Annotated in this window: 17 protein-coding genes; 14 read left to right on the top strand and 3 right to left on the bottom strand. The window is 64.0% G+C overall.

Annotated elements, in window-relative coordinates:
* Positions 1 to 336 precede the first annotated feature (336 nt).
* A complete protein-coding gene (locus tag ACIP21_RS07535; protein WP_400685847.1) occupies positions 337 to 1557 on the bottom strand; it encodes a CaiB/BaiF CoA transferase family protein in 1221 nt (406 codons plus the stop codon).
* 14 nt (positions 1558 to 1571) lie between these two features.
* Positions 1572 to 2753, bottom strand: coding sequence for an acyl-CoA dehydrogenase (locus ACIP21_RS07530; protein ID WP_400685844.1), 1182 nt, complete (start codon positions 2751 to 2753; stop codon positions 1572 to 1574).
* Between the two features lie 162 nt (positions 2754 to 2915).
* On the opposite strand from ACIP21_RS07530, the gene ACIP21_RS07525 reads away from it, so the two are divergent.
* From ACIP21_RS07525 to ACIP21_RS07480, 10 genes are all read left to right on the top strand, one after another.
* Positions 2916 to 3842, top strand: coding sequence for a LysR family transcriptional regulator (locus ACIP21_RS07525; protein WP_400685841.1), 927 nt, complete (start codon positions 2916 to 2918; stop codon positions 3840 to 3842).
* Between the two features lie 410 nt (positions 3843 to 4252).
* Entirely contained in the window at positions 4253 to 5374 is a 1122-nt protein-coding gene (locus tag ACIP21_RS07520; RefSeq protein WP_400685838.1) for a Re/Si-specific NAD(P)(+) transhydrogenase subunit alpha, read from the top strand.
* Between the two features lie 11 nt (positions 5375 to 5385).
* Complete coding sequence (locus tag ACIP21_RS07515) at positions 5386 to 5700, top strand: NAD(P) transhydrogenase subunit alpha (protein ID WP_003256966.1); 315 nt, start codon at positions 5386 to 5388, stop codon at positions 5698 to 5700.
* Positions 5701 to 5702: 2 nt separating this feature from the next.
* Positions 5703 to 7139 (top strand): NAD(P)(+) transhydrogenase (Re/Si-specific) subunit beta, encoded by a 1437-nt coding sequence (locus ACIP21_RS07510; protein ID WP_400685835.1) that lies wholly within the window; start codon positions 5703 to 5705, stop codon positions 7137 to 7139.
* Between the two features lie 189 nt (positions 7140 to 7328).
* Complete coding sequence (locus ACIP21_RS07505; protein ID WP_400685832.1) at positions 7329 to 8822, top strand: acetyl-CoA hydrolase/transferase family protein; 1494 nt, start codon at positions 7329 to 7331, stop codon at positions 8820 to 8822.
* A gap of 495 nt (positions 8823 to 9317) precedes the next feature.
* Complete coding sequence (locus ACIP21_RS07500) at positions 9318 to 9470, top strand: DUF1127 domain-containing protein (RefSeq protein ID WP_371260231.1); 153 nt, start codon at positions 9318 to 9320, stop codon at positions 9468 to 9470.
* Between the two features lie 308 nt (positions 9471 to 9778).
* Positions 9779 to 10096, top strand: coding sequence for a DUF2388 domain-containing protein (locus tag ACIP21_RS07495; RefSeq protein WP_400685829.1), 318 nt, complete (start codon positions 9779 to 9781; stop codon positions 10094 to 10096).
* 84 nt (positions 10097 to 10180) lie between these two features.
* Positions 10181 to 10474, top strand: coding sequence for a DUF2388 domain-containing protein (locus ACIP21_RS07490; protein ID WP_400685826.1), 294 nt, complete (start codon positions 10181 to 10183; stop codon positions 10472 to 10474).
* A gap of 36 nt (positions 10475 to 10510) precedes the next feature.
* Positions 10511 to 10831, top strand: coding sequence for a DUF2388 domain-containing protein (locus ACIP21_RS07485; protein ID WP_400685823.1), 321 nt, complete (start codon positions 10511 to 10513; stop codon positions 10829 to 10831).
* Complete coding sequence (locus ACIP21_RS07480) at positions 10828 to 12786, top strand: DUF4105 domain-containing protein (protein WP_400685820.1); 1959 nt, start codon at positions 10828 to 10830, stop codon at positions 12784 to 12786. Before ACIP21_RS07485 ends, ACIP21_RS07480 begins: the two co-directional genes overlap by 4 nt.
* A 105-nt stretch (positions 12787 to 12891) precedes the next feature.
* Here ACIP21_RS07480 and ACIP21_RS07475 read toward each other — a convergent pair whose 3' ends face one another.
* A complete protein-coding gene (locus ACIP21_RS07475; RefSeq protein WP_400685892.1) occupies positions 12892 to 13293 on the bottom strand; it encodes a GFA family protein in 402 nt (133 codons plus the stop codon).
* 268 nt (positions 13294 to 13561) lie between these two features.
* Here ACIP21_RS07475 and ACIP21_RS07470 point away from each other — a divergent pair, with 268 nt between their 5' ends.
* From ACIP21_RS07470 to ACIP21_RS07455, 4 genes are all read left to right on the top strand, one after another.
* Positions 13562 to 14869, top strand: coding sequence for a CitMHS family transporter (locus tag ACIP21_RS07470; RefSeq protein WP_400685817.1), 1308 nt, complete (start codon positions 13562 to 13564; stop codon positions 14867 to 14869).
* 70 nt (positions 14870 to 14939) lie between these two features.
* Entirely contained in the window at positions 14940 to 15710 is a 771-nt protein-coding gene (locus ACIP21_RS07465) for a TerC family protein (protein ID WP_400685814.1), read from the top strand.
* 257 nt (positions 15711 to 15967) lie between these two features.
* The gene (locus tag ACIP21_RS07460) at positions 15968 to 17626 is read left to right on the top strand and encodes a Na/Pi cotransporter family protein (RefSeq protein WP_400685811.1); all 1659 of its coding nucleotides are present in this window, start codon (positions 15968 to 15970) and stop codon (positions 17624 to 17626) included.
* A gap of 30 nt (positions 17627 to 17656) precedes the next feature.
* On the top strand, positions 17657 to 19063 hold the full coding sequence (locus ACIP21_RS07455; RefSeq protein ID WP_400685808.1) for a M16 family metallopeptidase: 1407 nt from the start codon (positions 17657 to 17659) through the stop codon (positions 19061 to 19063).
* Positions 19064 to 19175 lie beyond the last annotated feature (112 nt).

Genomic DNA, 19175 nt, shown 5'->3' with positions numbered 1-19175 from the left:
AACTCGTTGAATTTCAAGGAGTTTGTCGTTCCGTTGTCGCTGGAAGTGGGGCGCATTATAAGGGGATTCGGAAGCGCGTCAACCGTTAATTTCATCTATTTGAAATATAGGGGAAAAGACCGCATCAGGGCTACCAGGTGCCCGCCACAACCCTTTCTGCGCCTGTGAGATCGAGCGCCGCGCGGGCGGCGCTCGATCTCATAGGCGGTGCAAGGGTTGTGGCGAACACCTCCAAACCCCAACCCAACCTCAAGACAGATACCCGCCAGCCCCACCGCCAAAAACAAAGCGGGGAGGCCTGACGGCCTCCCCGCTCTTCTCTATATAGCTACAGCATCAAAGCACACCAGCGCTGCGCAACCCCTCCACCGCGCCGGCATCAAGACCCAGCACCTCCCTCAACACCATCTCTGTATGCTCCCCCAGCAGCGGCGGCGCACGCCGATACTCCACAGGCGTCTCCGACAACCGAATCGGGCTGGCCACCTGCGGCACACTCCCAGCCAGCACATGGGGCATGGTCACTGCCAACCCCCGAGCCACCACCTGCGGATCCTGGAACATCTGCGCCAGGTCATTGATCGGACCACAGGGCACGCCCGCGGCTTCCAACTGGCCTACCCACTCGGCGGTAGTCTTGAACACCGTCGCCTGGCGAATCAGCGGAATCAGCTCCGCCCGATTCGCCACTCGCTGCTTATTAGTAATGAAGCGCGGGTCATCCGCCCACTGCGGCTGCCCGGCCACCTCGGCAAACTTGCGGAACTGTCCATCGTTACCCACGGTAAGAATGAAATCGCCATCCGCCGTAGGGAAGTCCTGGTAGGGCACTATATTGGGATGAGCATTGCCCAGCCGCCGTGGCGGGTTGCCCGTGGTCAGGTAGTTCATCGCCTGGTTGGCCAGGCATGCCACCTGCACATCGAGCAGGGCCATGTCGACATGCTGGCCAACCCCATGCTGATCACGATGGGCGAGGGCAGCCAGGATCGCCACCGTCGAGTACAGTCCGGTAAGGATATCGGTCAATGCGACACCCACCTTCACAGGCCCCGCGCCTTCCTCACCCTCCGGCCGCCCGGTCAGGCTCATCAGCCCACCCAGCCCCTGGATCATGAAGTCATACCCCGCACGCTTGGCATACGGCCCGGTCTGGCCGAAGCCGGTGATCGAGCAATAGATCAGCGCGGGGTTTATCGCCTTCAGGCTCGCATAGTCCAGCCCATACGCCGCCAGCCCACCGACCTTGAAGTTCTCGATGACGATATCCGACTTCGCCGCCAGCTCGCGCACCAGGCGCTGGCCCTCCGGCTGGGTGAAATCGATGGTCACCGAGCGCTTGTTACGGTTCGCCGACAGGTAGTAGGCCGCCTCACTGGTGTTCTCGCCCTCGGCGTCCCTGAGGAACGGCGGCCCCCAGGAACGAGTGTCATCGCCACTGCCCGGGCGCTCGACCTTGATCACGTCCGCCCCCAGGTCCGCCAGGATCTGGCCCGACCAGGGCCCGGCCAACACTCTGGAGAGATCCAGCACCCGCAGGTGAGATAGCGCGCCCATGGGCTGGCTCCTTATCAATAGAAGGCCTGGATACCGGTCTGCGCGCGCCCGAGGATCAGCGCATGCACGTCGTGGGTACCTTCGTAGGTGTTGACCACCTCCAGGTTGACCAGGTGACGGGCCACGCCGAACTCGTCGGAGATACCGTTGCCACCGAGCATGTCACGCGCCATGCGGGCGATATCCAGGGCCTTGCCACAGGAGTTGCGCTTCATGATCGAGGTGATTTCCACGGCCGCAGTACCCTCGTCCTTCATGCGCCCCAGGCGCAGGCAGCCTTGCAGGGCGAGGGTGATCTCGGTCTGCATGTCGGCCAGCTTCTTCTGGATCAACTGGTTGGCCGCCAGGGGACGACCGAACTGCTGACGGTCGAGGGTGTACTGGCGCGCGGTGTGCCAGCAGGCTTCCGCCGCCCCGAGGGCGCCCCAGGAGATGCCATAGCGTGCGGAGTTCAGGCAGGTGAATGGCCCCTTCAGGCCACGCACATCCGGGAAGATGTTTTCCTCCGGGACGAACACGTTGTCCATCACGATCTCGCCGGTGATCGAAGCACGCAGGCCAACCTTGCCGTGAATCGCCGGGGCACTCAGGCCCTGCCAGCCTTTCTCCAGCACGAAGCCACGGATATCGCCGGCATCGTCCTTGGCCCAGACCACGAACACATCGGCGATCGGGCTGTTGGTGATCCACATCTTGCTGCCGCTCAGGCGATAGCCGCCGTCGACCTTCCTGGCCCGGGTAATCATCGAGCCCGGGTCGGAGCCATGGTTGGGCTCGGTCAGACCGAAGCAGCCGATCCACTCACCGCTGGCCAGCTTGGGCAGGTACTTCTGCTTCTGCGCTTCGCTGCCGAATTCGTTGATCGGCACCATGACCAGCGACGACTGCACGCTCATCATCGAGCGGTAGCCAGAGTCGATGCGCTCCACTTCACGGGCAATCAGCCCGTAGCACACGTAGTTCAGGCCGCTGCCGCCGTATTGCTCGGGAATGGTCGCGCCCAGCAGGCCGACGTCGCCCATCTCGCGGAAGATCGCCGGGTCGGTCTGCTCGTGGCGGAAGGCTTCCAGTACGCGCGGTGCCAGCTTGTCCTGGGCGAACTGATAAGCGCTGTCACGCACCATGCGCTCTTCTTCAGTGAGCTGCTGATCCAGCAGCAGCGGGTCGATCCAGTTGAAGCTTGCTTTACCGGCCATGAGCGAAATCCTCGAAATAGGGGAGCGGTTTCTTGTGCCATTGATCCTAGGCCTGATCGGGCAGGGCGACAAACGAGGATTGCGCACGTATTAGTGATAATTTGTCACTTCGAGACTCACCAAAAAGCCATATTTCCAAGCCTACGAGTGAGGTTGACGTACATGCGCCGCAAGATTCCCAGCACCACCGCCCTGGTCTGCTTCGAGGCGGCCGCACGCCACGAGAGCTTCACCAAGGCCGCCCTGGAACTGGCCCTGACCCAGGGCGCCGTGTGTCGACAGATAGGCGCGCTGGAGGCATTTCTCAATGTCGAACTGTTTCGGCGCTCACGGCGTGGGGTGAAGCTGACCGAGGCAGGGCTGTCGTACAGCCGCCAGGTGGCCACGCAGCTGGACGCCGTGGAGCGCGACACCTTGTCGGTAATGAGGCAGCAGGGCGCCAACGTCATCGAACTGGCCGTGGTACCGACCTTCGGCACCCAGTGGCTGCTGCCGCGGCTCAAGGACTTCCAGCAGCGCCACCCCGAGGTCACCGTCAACCTGACCAACCGCACCCGCCCGTTCCTGTTCGCCGATACGCCGTTCGACGCCGCCATCTATTTCGGCGATGCCGACTGGTCCGGCACCCAATCGCACCGCCTGATGGGCGAAAACCCGCTGCCGGTGTGCAGCCCGGCGCTGCTGGACGGGCAGGGCATGCTCGATGCCCAGCACATCGCCAGCCTGCCCCTGCTGCAGCAGACCACCCGGCCCTATGCCTGGCGCCAGTGGTTCAATGGCCTGGGCCTGAATATCGCGGGCGACATGACAGGCCCGCGCTATGAACTATTCTCCATGCTCGCACAGGCCGCCATGCACCAGATGGGCGTGGCGCTGATCCCGCCGTTCCTGATCCAGCGCGAGCTGGAGGAGGGCAGGCTGGTGGTCGCCAACAGGCACGCACTGAGCAGCGACAAGGCCTACTATCTGATGATTCCCGAGCGCAAGGTCGAGTCCGCCTCGCTGCGCGCCTTTCGCGACTGGCTGGTCCAGCAGGCACGGCTCTATATCGCTTCGCACAAGGGCGAAGCTTCTGCCCGACTTATGTAGTAAATTATTTTTAACACCTACAGATATACGTTTTTGTCGCATAAGCGAAAACTGTTCAGGTGAATCGAAAAACCCCTTTCAAGCCGCCAAACACGCGGCTTTCAGAGGCTTTTACGACACTTGCGAGCCAATCTGCGAAATCATCGCAAAAAATTTCAAATTTTCCCCTAATCTGCCAATGGCCCATGGTTGACGGGCTGCAGCAGGCTGCTTGCGACATACGGTCACAGGGTGACTTGTAGTTTTGACTTCGTTTCGCTCCATAACCGGTTGATGGCCCTTGGGTTCGTCTGCAAAATGCCTCGCCCGCCCTGGAATTGGCGGGCCCGGCGCTCCACAGCCGCCCCAGCGCACCATCCGCAGTACGCTGGCTCTTACAAAGACAAAAGGTCACCGCAGGAGAAATAGTCGTGCACATTGGTGTTCCTCTCGAGACGCAGACCGGTGAGACAAGGGTCGCTGCGACCCCGGAAACCATCAAGAAACTGATTGGCCAGGGCCATCAGGTCACCGTCCAACGGGGGGCAGGGCTCAACGCCAGCATTCCGGACAGTGCCTATGAGGCCGTGGGCGCTTCCCTGGGGAGCGCAGCCGATGCCTACGGCGCCCAATTGGTCCTCAAGGTAGTCGCACCCAACGACCAGGAAATCGCCCTGATCAACAGTGGCAGCCTCCTGGTGGGCATGCTCAACCCCTTCAACAGCGAACTGATCGGCAAGCTCGCCGAGCGCGGCATCACCGCCTTCGCCCTTGAAGCCGCGCCGCGTACCTCGCGGGCGCAGAGCCTGGACGTGCTGTCGTCGCAGGCCAACATCGCCGGTTACAAGGCCGTGTTGCTGGCAGCCCATCACTACCCACGCTTCATGCCCATGCTGATGACCGCCGCCGGTACCGTCAAAGCCGCGCGCGTGCTGATTCTGGGGGCGGGCGTTGCCGGCCTGCAGGCCATCGCCACGGCCAAGCGCCTGGGTGCGGTGATCGAGGCATCCGACGTACGCCCGGCGGTGAAGGAGCAGATCGAGTCGCTGGGCGCCAAGTTCATCGACGTGCCCTACGAGACCGATGAAGAGCGCGAATGCGCCGAAGGCGTCGGCGGCTATGCCCGGCCGATGCCGGCCAGCTGGATGCAGCGCCAGGCCCAGGCGGTGCACGAGCGCGCCAAGCAGGCAGACATCGTCATCACCACTGCGCTGATCCCCGGCCGCAAGGCTCCGACCCTGCTCAGCGCCGAGACCGTCGCGCAGATGAAGCCTGGCTCGGTGGTCATCGACCTCGCCGCGGCCCAAGGCGGCAACTGCCCGCTGACCGTCGCCGACCAGGTGGTGCAGGCGAACGGCGTGACCATCGTCGGCCCGACCAACCTGCCGGCGCAGCTGGGCGCCGATGCCTCGGCCCTGTACGCACGCAACCTGCTGGACTTCATGAAGCTGCTGTTCGACAAGGACGGCGCGCTGGTGATCAACCTCGAAGACGACATCGTCGCCGCGTGCCTGATGTGCCGCGACGGCCAGGTCGTGCGCAAGAACGGCTAAGGAGCACGACAATGGAAGACATGCTGATTTCCCACGGCATCTACAACCTGATCATCTTCGTGCTGGCCATCTACGTCGGCTACCACGTGGTGTGGAACGTCACCCCGGCACTGCACACGCCGCTGATGGCGGTCACCAACGCCATCTCGGCGATCGTCATCGTCGGCGCCATGCTGGCCGCGGCCCTGACCGTCACCCCGGCCGGCAAGCTGATGGGTACCCTGGCGGTGGCCCTGGCCGCGGTCAACGTGTTCGGTGGCTTCCTGGTCACCCGCCGCATGCTCGAGATGTTCAAGAAAAAAACCAAGAACGAGGCGCAGAAGTAAGCATGAGCATGAATCTGGTAACGCTCCTCTACCTGGTCGCCTCGATCTGCTTCATCCAGGCGCTCAAGGGCCTGTCGCACCCGACTACCTCGCGGCGCGGCAACCTGTTCGGCATGATCGGCATGGGGATCGCCATCCTCACTACCGTCGGCCTCATCTATAAGCTTGGATCCGAGCTCGCCACCGCAGGCATCGGCTATGTGCTCGTTGGCCTGCTGGTCGGCGGCACCGCAGGCTCGATCATGGCCAAGCGCGTCGAGATGACCAAGATGCCCGAGCTGGTCGCCTTCATGCACAGCATGATCGGCCTGGCTGCGGTGTTCATTGCCATCGCCGCCGTGCTCGAGCCGCAGTCGATGGGCATCGTCGCCGCCATCAGCGACCCGATCCCGACTGGCAACCGCCTGGAGCTGTTCCTGGGCGCGGCAATCGGCGCCATTACCTTCTCCGGTTCGGTGATCGCCTTCGGCAAGCTGTCGGGCAAGTACAAGTTCCGCCTGTTCCAGGGCGCACCGGTACAGTTCGCCGGCCAGCACAAGCTGAACCTGATCCTGGGCCTGGCCACCATCGCCCTGGGCCTGCTGTTCACCTTCACCGGCCACTACAGCGCCTTCACCCTGATGCTGGCCCTGGCCTTCGTCATGGGTGTGCTGATCATCATCCCGATCGGCGGTGCCGACATGCCGGTGGTGGTGTCGATGCTGAACAGCTATTCGGGCTGGGCGGCGGCCGGTATCGGCTTCTCGCTGAACAACTCGATGCTGATCATCGCCGGCTCCCTGGTGGGTTCGTCCGGTGCGATCCTCTCGTACATCATGTGCAAGGCGATGAACCGCTCGTTCTTCAACGTCATCCTCGGCGGCTTCGGCGGCGACTCCGATGCCGGTGCGGCACAGGGCTCGAAAGAGCAGCGCCCGGTGAAGTCCGGCTCGGCCGACGACGCCACCTTCCTGCTGAGCAACGCCGACAGCGTGATCATCGTCCCGGGCTACGGCCTGGCGGTGGCCCGCGCCCAGCACGCGCTGAAGGAACTGACCGAGAAGCTGACCCACAACGGCGTGACCGTCAAATATGCGATCCACCCGGTGGCAGGGCGCATGCCCGGGCACATGAACGTGCTGCTGGCCGAGGCCGAGGTGCCATACGACCAGGTGTTCGAGATGGAAGACATCAACGCCGAGTTCGGCCAGGCCGACGTGGTGCTGGTGCTGGGTGCCAACGACGTGGTCAACCCGGCGGCGAAGAACGATCCGAAGTCGCCGATCGCCGGCATGCCGATCCTCGAAGCGTTCAAGGCCAAGACCATCATCGTCAACAAGCGCTCCATGGCCAGCGGCTACGCGGGCCTGGACAACGAACTGTTCTACCTGGACAAGACCATGATGGTGTTCGGTGACGCGAAAAAGGTCATCGAGGATATGGTCAAAGCAGTCGAGTAAGGCGTTTCGCTGCAAACAGTGCGTTATATAGAAGGCCCCGGCGAGATTTCTCCCGGGGCTTTTGCTTTTCAATGATCCAGATCAACGGCTCTATTCCAAGGCTTCTCATACGACCATGGTCGTGGGACGCCAAGGGGCGAAGTCTCTAGACTGCGCTGCAGTAGTTTCAGTAGCCCGAGATAACAATCCATGTACCGTGATCGTATCCGCTTGTCCTCCCTGCACAGCAAGGTAATGAGTGCGGCTGATGCCGCTGGCCTGATCGAGGACGGCATGACCGTCGGCATGAGCGGTTTCACCCGCGCCGGCGAAGCCAAGGCCGTGCCGCATGCCCTGGCCGAACGTGCCAAGCAGTCGCCACTGAAAATCAGCCTGATGACCGGCGCCAGCCTGGGCAACGACCTCGACAAGCAACTGACCGAAGCCGGCGTGCTGGCTCGCCGCATGCCGTTCCAGGTCGACAGCACCCTGCGCAAGGCCATCAACGACGGCCAGGTCATGTTCATCGACCAGCACCTGTCGGAAACCGTCGAGCAACTGCGCAACCAGCAGCTCAAGCTGCCGGACATCGCGGTCATCGAAGCCGTGGCCATCACCGAGCAAGGCCACATCGTGCCGACCACCTCGGTGGGCAACTCGGCCAGCTTCGCGATCTTCGCCAAGCAAGTGATCGTCGAGATCAACCTGTCGCACAACGCCAACCTCGAAGGCCTGCACGACATCTATATCCCGACCTACCGCCCGACCCGCACGCCGATCCCGCTGGTTAAAGTCGACGACCGTATCGGCAGCACCGCCATCCCGATCGACCCGGCCAAGATCGTCGGCATCGTCATCAGCGACCAGCCGGACTCGCCGTCCACCGTACTGCCGCCGGATGACGAAACCCAGGGCATCGCCGACCACCTGATCAACTTCCTCAAGAAGGAAGTGGACGCCGGCCGCATGACCAACAAGCTCGGGCCGCTGCAGGCCGGCATCGGCAGCATCGCCAACGCGGTGATGTGCGGCTTGATCGAGTCGCCGTTCGAAGACCTGACCATGTACTCCGAAGTGCTGCAGGACTCGACCTTCGACCTGATCGACGCCGGCAAGCTGAGCTTCGCTTCGGGCAGCTCGATCACCCTGTCGAGCCGGCGCAACGCCGACGTGTTCGGCAATCTGGAGCGCTACAAGGACAAGCTGGTGCTGCGCCCGCAGGAGATCTCCAACCACCCTGAAGTGGTGCGTCGCCTGGGAATCATCGGCATCAACACCGCGCTGGAGTTCGACATCTACGGCAACGTCAACTCGACCCACGTCTGCGGCACCAGGATGATGAACGGCATCGGCGGCTCCGGCGACTTCGCCCGCAACGCCCACCTGGCCGTATTCGTCACCAAGTCGATTGCCAAGGGTGGTGCTATTTCCAGCGTGGTGCCGATGGTCAGCCACGTCGACCACACCGAGCACGACGTCGACATCCTGGTCACCGAACAGGGCCTGGCCGACCTGCGCGGCCTGGCGCCGCGCGAGCGGGCCCGGGCGATCATCGACAACTGCGTGCACCCGGACTACCGCGCCGCGCTGAACGACTACTTCGACCGCGCCTGCCAGCGCGGCGGGCACACCCCGCACATCCTCCGTGAAGCGCTGAGCTGGCACGAGAACCTGGAAGAAACCGGGCGCATGCTCGCCAGCTGATTCGCTACGCGCGGGTCTGTAGGAGCGGCCTTGCGTCGCGAAAGGGCTGCGTAGCGGCCCCAGCAATTTCAGCTACAGCCTTGAAACCCTGGGGCCGCGTTGCGGCCCTTTCGCGACACAAGGCCGCTCCTACAACAGTGCCAGTACAGTCTGTACCTAATACTCACCCACTGAATTGAATAAAACTGTACTACTGTACTGTTTATTTCTGCATCTCACGCCCTTCCCAAACCTCGCATCCGCTAGAAATGCACCGCGATAGTGCAGACCGGTACAGTTCCGCCTATTTCGAGTGCAACAGTCCGCTCAGACAGTTAACTGGCCCATCGCATTGCCACCGAACTGTATCTACTGTTCTGGACAGCAGAGGAGGATCATTGGCATCAGTTAAATCACTACCTAATCCCGCCATAAGCGGAAGGATGAAGCATCATGGAACGTACCCTCAGTTCCGGTCTGGTTTTTGAAAGCAACGCCCAGCAGTCCAAGGCTTCGATGCCACTGCGCGCCATCTCCACCCTGCTGCTGTGGCAGCGCCGCATGGCCAGCCGTCGTCAACTGGCTCGCCTGGACGCCCGCCTGCTGGCCGACGCTGGTATCAGCGAGTCGCAGCGTTATGAAGAGCTGAGCAAGCCGTTCTGGCGCTAAGCTCCGGTTCGCTGGCCCAGGCCGGCACCGCGATTCCCCTAACCCGTTGCAGGTGACTGCGACGGGTTTTTTGTTTACAGGGCCCGCGCCAGAGCGCCCGGCACGCTGAACAGTACAATTTATAAAAACCACATCAAGCACCATAACAGTTAACTTTCACGACGCCGGTTAACATCCCGATACAGCAGCGCGTGATACGCTTCGCTCAACAGTCTGGTAGAACCGGATGTTGAAAACGTACCGTGACGCGCCGTGAAAACGTCAGATGGTGCAGAACCACCCCGACCCGCTCCCAGGAGTCCACGCTCATGTCCCGTAACCACCTGATGGGTGCCGCCCTGCTGCTCTGCCTGGCCGGCACCGCCAACGCCAGCAGCTTCGTCGTCACCACCGATGCCGTCGTGCGTGCGGTTGCCGCCAGCACCGACGCCACCTCCGACCTGTCCTCCTCGCTGCGCGACGACAAGATCGTCCAGGCCGCACGCGACGACGCCGCGACCTATGTCGGCAGCCAGGGCGACATCCGCGGCGCCAAACTGGAAAGCGCCTTCCTGCACATCCGCTCGAGCATGCCGGCCCTGCAGGCCAGCGACGACCAGCTGGCCCAGGCCATCCTGGCCCTCTGATCCCGGCGATGCACAACAGGTGCGCAAGCGCAGGCCTGCGCACCTGAGCCCGCTTTCACCCCGCTTGCAGCCTTAAGAATGCCCATGCGTTATTTGTTGCCGTTGCTGTTTTCAAGTGTCGCCATGGGCAGCGCCCATGCCATGGACACCACCACCCAAGGACTGGTCATCACCGGCTACGTCACCAGCCAGGTCACCACCGCGCCCTTCGACCGCAAGCTGGTCCGCCAGGCCCGTGACGATGCCGCGGCCTTCGTGGCCAGCGACGGCCTGATCCGCGGTGCGCGCCTGGAAGCGGCGCTCGACTCGCTGCGCCACGGCTGTGCCCAATATTCCGTCGGCGACCGTGAACTGGCTGAAGCAATTCTCGTCCAATGACCACACCTGACTCCCTGCATTTTCCGGAGATGCTCCATGCGTAAACCGCTGATCGCCGCTGCCCTCGGCATGCTCCTGCTGGCCGACCTGGCCCAGGCACACACCCTGGTGGCCACCAGCAACATCATCGTCCGTGCCTTTGGCCGCTCGATCGATTTCACGTCCGACACCACCACCTCGATCCGCGACTCCAAAGTGGTGCGTGAAGCCCACGACGACGCCGCCACCTACGTCGGCAGCAATGGCCAGATTCGCGGCGCCCAGCTCGAAGCCGCCTTCACCACCCTGCGCGAGCGCCTGCCCGAAGCGCGCGATGCCAGCGACCAGGTCCTGGCTGAAGCCATCCTCGCGCTGTGAGCGGCGTGCGTGCCTGGCTGCTCGGCTGCGTCCTGACGCTGCTGGGCACGCCCGCCCTGGCCGACCTGCAGCTGGAGCTGCAGACGCCTGGCCTCGACCCGCAACAGGTCCAGGCCACCCAGGCCCTGCTCGACGAGGCCCTGGCCAAGCTGCCTCCACGCTTCAAGCAACAGCTGGACCGCCGCGTGCAAGTCAGCTGGAGCGACGCCATGCCTGCCGACGCCTATGGCGAGGCCTCGCTGGTTTCCACGGTGCAGCTCAACAAACGTCTGCTGCCCAGCCTCACCGACGGCAGCGCCGCCACCGAGCTCACCCAACGCCCCCATGGCACCGTGCGTGAAGAACTGCTGGCCACCGTGCTGCACGAACTGACCCACGTCTATGACCGCGCCCGCCTGTGGCCAGCGACCGAACGGACCCTGATCGCCCGCTGCAAGCGCCAGCAAGGCACCCTGGGCAAAGTCGGCCTGCCCGAGGCGTGCCGTGGCCAGGCCGAGCGCCGTTTCACCCTCAGCGACGACCCGCGCCTGCTCGACCTCGCCGGCTGGCAGCAGTACGTGGGCCGACGCGGCGAGCGCGAGTTGAGCAACGGCCAGTTCGTGCGCAGCCCCGACAGCTACGAACTGAGCAGCCCCAAGGAGTACATCGCGGTCAACATGGAGTACTTCCTCCTCGACCCGAGCTACGGCTGCCGCCGCCCGGCGCTCAACCAGTACCTGCGCGAGCACTTCGCCTGGGCACCCCAGCAGAACACCTGCGCCAAGAGCCTGCCTTTCATCAATGCCGGCAATGACTTCGCCCGCCAGCCGCTGGGCGAGATCGACCCCGAGCGCGTCTATGAAGTGGATTACCTGCTGGCCGAGGCCAACCAGAACCTGGTCAGCCGCTGGGGCCACAGCATGCTGCGCCTGGTGATCTGCAAGCCGGGCCGCCCGCGCGGGCCGGATTGCCGCCTGGACCTCGACCAGAGCCTGGTGCTGTCGTACCGCGCCTTCGTCAACGACGTGCAGTTGTCCAGCTGGGACGGCCTGGTCGGCGTCTATCCCTCGCGGTTGTTCGTACTGCCGCTGGCCCAGGTGATCGACGAATACACCAAGACCGAACTGCGCAGCCTGGCCTCGGTGCCGCTGAAGCTCGACCGCGAAGAAATCGAGAACCTGGTGCGCCAGGCCGCCGAGATGCACTGGAGCTACGACGGCAATTACTGGTTCCTGTCCAACAACTGCGCGGTGGAGTCGTTGAAACTGCTGCGCAGCGGCACCGCCAACCCACGCCTGAATGACCTCGACAGCATCATGCCCAATGGCTTGCTGGCCGTGCTCAAGGGCAGGGGGCTGGCCGACACCAGCGTGCTCGACGACCCGCGCGAGGCCCTGCGCCTGGGTTACCGCTTCGACTCTTACCGTGAACGCTACCAGGTCATGTTCGACGTGCTGCGCAAGCAGCTGCCGATCAGGCAGGCCGCGGTGGAGGACTGGCTGGCCCTGGATGCCGACCAGCGCCAGCCCTGGTTCGCCAAGGCCGACCTGCGCACCAGCGCGGCCTTGCTGCTGCTCGAGCAGGCCAGCCTGCGCCGCCAGCTGCTGCTGGCCCAGGACGAGGTGAAGCAACGCTACCTGAATGCTGCCGCGCTGAAGGACGGGAGCACCAGCCAGGCTGATGCCACCCTCAAGGAGATGCTCGCCAACAGCGGCTTCCTCAGCCGCCCGGCCGAGCTGCTGGAGGCCAAGGGCTACGGGCTACCGCAAGCGGAAGAGCGCAAGCACCTGGAGCAGCAGAGCAGCGAACGGCAGGCGCAGTTGTTGCGGCTGAGCACCAGCCTGGACAAAGAGGTGAGGGCGCTGCTGGAGCCGGCGCGGGCCAGGGAGATTGCTGCGGTCGAGGCCAATGTGAAGCAGATCGGCGAGCATCTGCGGGCGCTGCACAAAGCCGCTGGCGGCCTGCAGTTGCCATAACACCTGTACCGGCCTCTTCGCGGCTAAAGCCGCTCCCACAGGGACTGCACAATACCTGTGGGAGCGGCTTTAGCCGCGAAGAGGCCAGCAAAACCAACACAAGGCCTAGAGCTCTTCCTCAGCCTCCCCAGGCAACTGCTCATCCAGATGCACCCACGGCAACCGGCTACCCACCCAGATATGCCGCCTGGCCGGCACCAACTCCGGATGATCCAGCGTCGCCACCGTCACATCGATGCTGCCCGGGCTATGCTCGGTGACCAACGCCACATGCGCCCCGCATTCCCCGCAGAAATAGCGCTTGCAGCTGGCCGGCGCCACGTAGCACTGCGGACGCCCCGCCATCCAGCGAAACCCCGAACGGGGCAGGGTGACCCAGGTCACCACCAACCCGCCGCTGACCCGCCGGCAAATCGAACAATGACAATGGGCAACATCCGTCAGCTCGCCCGTCAACCGGTAGCGCAGGGCGCCGCAATGGCAGCCACCCTCGGTCACATCCTGCATCACTTACCTCCCGTCGCCGATTTGCCAGCGAAAGCTGGCTGAAAGCTTGTCCTCCTAGGATAGCCGCCACTACCGGCACAAGACCGGTCAGCCAGGGCATCCGGAATATTCCGCGCCCGGCCCATCAACAACAACAATGGTGATTCTGATGTCCTTCCCCGCCCGCCTTCCCGCAGTCCCCCTCCGCATGCTCGTCGTGCAGCGCCCCGTGCGCTGATCCGCCCGAATCGACTTTTCCTGTTCGCCGCGCCACGCCTGGAGTATTGCCATGCTGACCTTCCTCGGCTTCGCCATGGTCATCACCTTCATGTACCTGATCATGACCAAGCGCCTGTCGGCCTTGATCGCGCTGATCCTGGTACCGATCCTGTTCGCCCTGTTCGGTGGTTTTTCCGCCAAGATCGGCCCGATGATGCTCGAAGGCATCAGCAAGCTCGCGCCCACCGGCGTGATGCTGATGTTCGCCATCCTCTACTTCGCCCTGATGATCGACTCCGGCCTGTTCGACCCGGCCGTGCGCAAGATCCTCAAGCTGGTCAAGGGCGACCCGCTGAAAGTCTCGGTCGGCACCGCCGTGCTGGCCCTGGTGGTGTCGCTCGACGGTGACGGCGCCACCACCTACATGATCTGCTGCGCCGCCATGCTGCCGCTGTACAGCCGCCTGGGCATGAGCCCACGGATCATGGCCGGGCTGATCATCCTCGCCGGCGGGGTGATGAACATAACCCCCTGGGGTGGCCCGACCGCCCGCGCCGCCAGCGCCCTGCACGTGGACCCGTCGGACATCTTCGTGCCGATGATCCCGGCCATGGTCTTCGGCGTGCTGGCGATCCTCGCCATCGCCTATCTGTACGGCAAGCGCGAACGTGCCCGCCTGGGCGAACTGCACCTGCCGACCGACGACATCGACCACAGCGAAATCAGCGTGTCGCAGTTCCCCGAAGCGCGCCGGCCCAAGCTGATCTACTTCAACGGTGCCCTGACCGCCGCGCTGATGGTCGCGCTGATCGCCGGCATGCTGCCGCTGCCGGTGCTGTTCATGATCGCCTTCAGCATCGCCATGATCGTCAACTACCCGTGCCTGCAGCAGCAGAAGGACCGCATCGCCGCCCACGCCGGCAGCGTGCTGGCGGTGACCGGGCTGATCTTCGCCGCCGGCATCTTCACCGGCATCCTGTCCGGCACCGGCATGGTCGAGGCCATGTCCAAGAGCCTGCTGGCAGTCATCCCGGAGGCCCTGGGGCCTTACCTGGCGGTGATCACGGCGATCGTCAGCATGCCTTTCACCTTCTTCATGTCCAACGACGCCTTCTACTACGGCGTGCTGCCGGTGTTGGCGGAAGCTGCCAGCCACTACGGCATCAGCCCGGTGGAAATGGCCCGTGCTTCGATCGTCGGCCAGCCGGTGCACCTGCTCAGCCCACTGGTGCCTTCGACCTACTTGCTGGTGGCCCTGGCCGGCATCGAATTCGGCGACCACCAACGCTTCACCTTGAAATGGGCAGTGCTGGTTTGCCTGTGCATAATGTTCGCCGCGCTGCTGATGGGCATTTTCCCGCTGTTCAGTAGTCTTTAATAAACACGCATCACCCATCGCGACGCACCTGCTCCGGGCGCGTCGCCTTCACCGTTCGAAGGACGTACACATGGAATGGCTGACCAGCCCGGAAATCTGGGTTGCCTTTTTCACCCTCACCGCGCTCGAGATCGTGCTCGGGATCGACAACATCATCATGATCTCGATCCTGGTCAGCCGCATGCCCAAGCACATGCAACCGCGCACGCGGATCTTCGGCCTGGCCCTGGCCATGGTCACCCGCATCATGCTGCTGTTGTCGATCACCTGGGTAATGCGCCTGACCGCCGACCTGTTCGTGGTGTTCGGCCAGGGCATTTCCGGGCGTGACCTGATCCTGTTCTTCGGCGGCCTGTTCCTGCTGTGGAAAAGCTCCCAGGAGATCTACCACGGCCTGGAAGGCGAAGACGAAAGCAGCGACGAGCCCAAGGGCGCGGGCGGCAAGTTCTTCTACACCATCATCCAGATTGCCATCATCGACATCGTGTTCTCCCTGGACTCGGTGATCACGGCCGTGGGCATGGTCTCGCACGTGCCGGTGATGATCGCCGCGATCGTCGTCGCGGTGCTGGTGATGATGGCCTGCGCCGGCGCCATCAGCGACTTCATCGACAAGCACCCATCGCTGAAGATGCTTGCGCTTTCCTTCCTGATCGTCGTCGGTACCGTGCTGATCGCCGAAGCGTTCGAGGTGCACGTGCCCAAGGGCTACGTCTACTTCGCCATGGCCTTCTCGCTGGCCGTGGAAGCGATCAACATCCGCATGCGCACCGCCCTGGCGCGCAAGGAAGGCAAGGAGCACGACCCGGTGAAACTGCGCAAGGACATTCCTGGGCAGTAACAGCACCTGGCCCATCGCGGGCAAGGCTCGCTCCTACGGTAGGAGCGAGCCTTGCCCGCGATGCAGGCCACGCTGGCAAAGCTTCATGACAGAAAGGTTTCAATCCCCCGCCCCCCATGCCAAGCTGGCATCTCTCACGTAAAACAACTACAGCTAGTGTAAGCACTGGATAAAAACACCCACCCCCGGGCCAGGCTTGCCGCTTCACCCATTTTTGGCTCCGCCACTGGAGCACGAGAACAAAGGGGGGCTCGACCATGCTGACCTTGCTCAACCTGCTTTCCGCCGTGGCATTGCTGGTCTGGGGCACACATATCGTGCGCACCGGCATCCTGCGGGTATTCGGTTCCGACCTGCGCCGCGTGCTCAGCCAGAACATGGACCGCCGGCCGCTGGCGTTCGTCGCCGGCATCGTCGTCACCGCCGTGGTACAGAGCAGCAACGCCACCGCCATGCTGGTCACCTCGTTCGTCGGCCAAGGCCTGATGGCCATGACCCCGGCCCTGGCGATCATGCTCGGCGCCGATGTAGGTACCGCGCTGATGGCGCGGGTGCTGACCTTCGACCTGTCGTGGCTGTCACCGCTGCTGCTCTTCCTTGGAGTGATCTTCTTCCTCTCGCGCAAGCAGACCCGCGTCGGCCAGCTGGGCCGTGTCGGCATCGGCCTGGGCCTGATCATCCTGGCCCTGCAGCTGATCGTGCAGGCTGCCGCGCCCATCACCCACGCCCAGGGCGTGAAAGTACTGTTCGCCTCGCTGACCGGTGACATCCTGCTCGATGCCCTGGTCGGCGCGCTGTTCGCCATGGTGTCGTACTCCAGCCTGGCGGCCGTGCTGCTCACCGCCACCCTGGCCGGCGCCGAAGTCATCAGCCTGCCGGTGGCCATCGGCCTGGTGGTCGGCGCCAACATCGGCAGCGGCCTGCTGGCCTTCATCAGCACCAGCATGCAGAACGCCGCCGGTCGCCGCGTAGCCCTGGGCAGCCTGCTGTACAAGCTGATCGGCCTGCTGCTGATCATCCCCGTGCTGCACCCGCTGGTGGAGTGGATGGACAGCCTGAGCTTCAGCCCGCAGGAGCTGGTGATCGGCTTCCACCTGCTCTACAACACCCTGCGCTGCCTGATCATGCTGCCCACGGTCAAACCCATGGGCCGCCTGTGCGATCGCCTGCTCCCCGAGCGCAAGGCCGACAACGGCCAGATCCGCCCGCGCCACCTGGACGCCTCCGCCCTGGCCACACCCAGCCTGGCCCTGGCCAACGCCGCCCGCGAGACCTTGCGCCTGGGCGACATCGTCGACAGCCTGCTGGAGGCCATGCTCGGCGCCCTGCGCGGTACCCACACCGCCATGCCGCAACAGGTGCGGGCGCTGGGCGAGGATGCCGAGGGCCTGTACAGCGCGATCAAGCTGTACCTGGCGCAGATGCCCCGTGAAGACCTCAGCGAGCAGGACAACCAACGCTGGGCCGAGATCATCGAGCTGGCGATCAACCTCAAGCTTGCCTGTGACCTGATCGAGCGCATGCTGCGCAAGGTTCAGCAGCAGAAGACCAGCCAGCGCCGGGAGTTTTCCCAGGTCGGCCTGGAAGAACTGGCCGGCCTGCAGGAACAGCTGCTGGCCAATCTGCGCCTGGGGCTGTCGGTGTTCCTCAGCGCCGATCCGCACAGCGCGCAACTTCTTCTGCGGGAAAAACGCCGTTTTCGCGCCCAGGAACGGCGTCTGGCCCACGCCCATGTCAGCCGTTTACAGCGTAAAGTGGTGCAAAGCATTGAAACCAGTTCGCTGCACCTGGAATTGATCGCCGACATGAAACGGTTGAACTCTTTGTTCTGCAGCAGTGCCTATGTGGTACTGGGCGGCTCGGACACCGGCGGGCTGATGCTCGACAACGTACCGGAAGAAAACCCCCTGTCCTGATCTCGCACACCTGGAGACCGTCGCTCGCCCATGCGTTGCCTGATGTTCGTTTGCCTGCTGATCTGCAGCCTGCCCTCACTGGCCCTCGACCGCACGCGGGTCGAGGGTTACCTGTTGCCCAACGGCCTGCAGGTGGTCCTCAAGTCCGGCTATGAACGCGACCACGTGGCCATCCGCCTGGTGGTGGGCGTTGGCCTGGACGACTTCGATTGCTCGCAGAAAGAGCTGCCGCACCTGCTCGAGCACCTGCTGTTCACCGGCATCGACGACACCGGCGAGGGCGGCCTGGAAGAGCGCCTGCAAAGCCTGGGCGGGGAGTGGAACGCCTTCACCAGCAGCGCCGACACCACCTTCGTCATCGAGGCCCCGGCGCGCAACCAGCGCAAGGTCCTCGACCTGCTGCTGGCGATCATTCGCGACACGCGCATCGACGCCAAGTCGCTGGCCACCGCCAAGCGCATCATCGAGCGCGAGGACGGCGGCCACTACGGTCACCTGCAACGCTGGCTCGACCGCCAGGACATCGGCCACCCGGCCAGCGACCAGCTGGCCACCGAACTGGGCCTGAAGTGCCCCGAGCGCTCCAACGTCGACGACATGACCCTGGAGCAGGTGCAGGCCCTGCGCGAGCACTGGTACGCCGCCAACAACATGAGCCTGATCGTGGTCGGCGGCCTCGACCGCCTGTTGCCGGCCTACCTGGAGCGTACCTTCGGCGAGCTGCCGGCGGTGGAACCCGGAGAGCGACGCACCCTGGAAAGCATCAGCCAGCCGGCCGAGCAACGCCGCGAGCTGACCCGCGGCGTGCTCGGCGACAGCGTCAAGCTGCACTGGCTGTTCGTCGAGCCGGTGCTGGACAACGACCACCAGGAAACCCTCGACCTGCTCTCGCGCTACCTGGACTGGGCCCTGTACGACCAGCTGCGCCTGCGCGAAGGGCTTTCCTACGGGCCTTCGGCACAGCGTGAAAGCTTTGGCGACACCGGCCTGCTCAGCCTCAACGCCGACCTCGAGCGTGCCGACGTCGACAAGGCCGTGGAGGTGATGCAGCAACTGTTCGATCACTTGCGCAAGGAAGGCCTGGACCCGGATACCTTCGCCCGCATCAAGGATGCCGCGGTGGCCAAGGAAAGCTGGGGCACCCAGGGCAACAGTGCGCTGGCCGACTATTACTGGGGCGCGCTGAACGACTACGACAACGGGCGCTTCGCCGACCCGGCGCGCAAGCTGCGCCAGGTGACGCTGGCCCAGGCCAATGCGGCGCTGAAGGATCTGCTCAAGGGCGAGGGGTACCTGCGGGTCGAGGCGCCGTTCCTGGGGTATGACGAACTCTATGGGTGGGTGGCGTTGTTGCTGGGGTTGATCCTGGCGCTGGGGCTGCTGCGCTGGCGGCGGCACAAGCCGGACCGGCCCAGTGGTGCTACACGCCAGCGGTGAATCAGCGGTATCCTTTTGCCAGTACCGGCCCTTTCGCGGGTAAACCCGCTCCCACAGGTAATGCACTGCCCTCAAGCTGTGTGCGGCCCCTGTGGGAGCGGGTTTACCCGCG

The organism is Pseudomonas sp. NPDC089401 (assembly GCF_044749485.1).
GTDB lineage: Bacteria > Pseudomonadota > Gammaproteobacteria > Pseudomonadales > Pseudomonadaceae > Aquipseudomonas.
The sequence above is the reverse complement of the archived record's forward strand: the minus strand, read 5'-3'. Positions and strand labels throughout refer to the sequence as shown.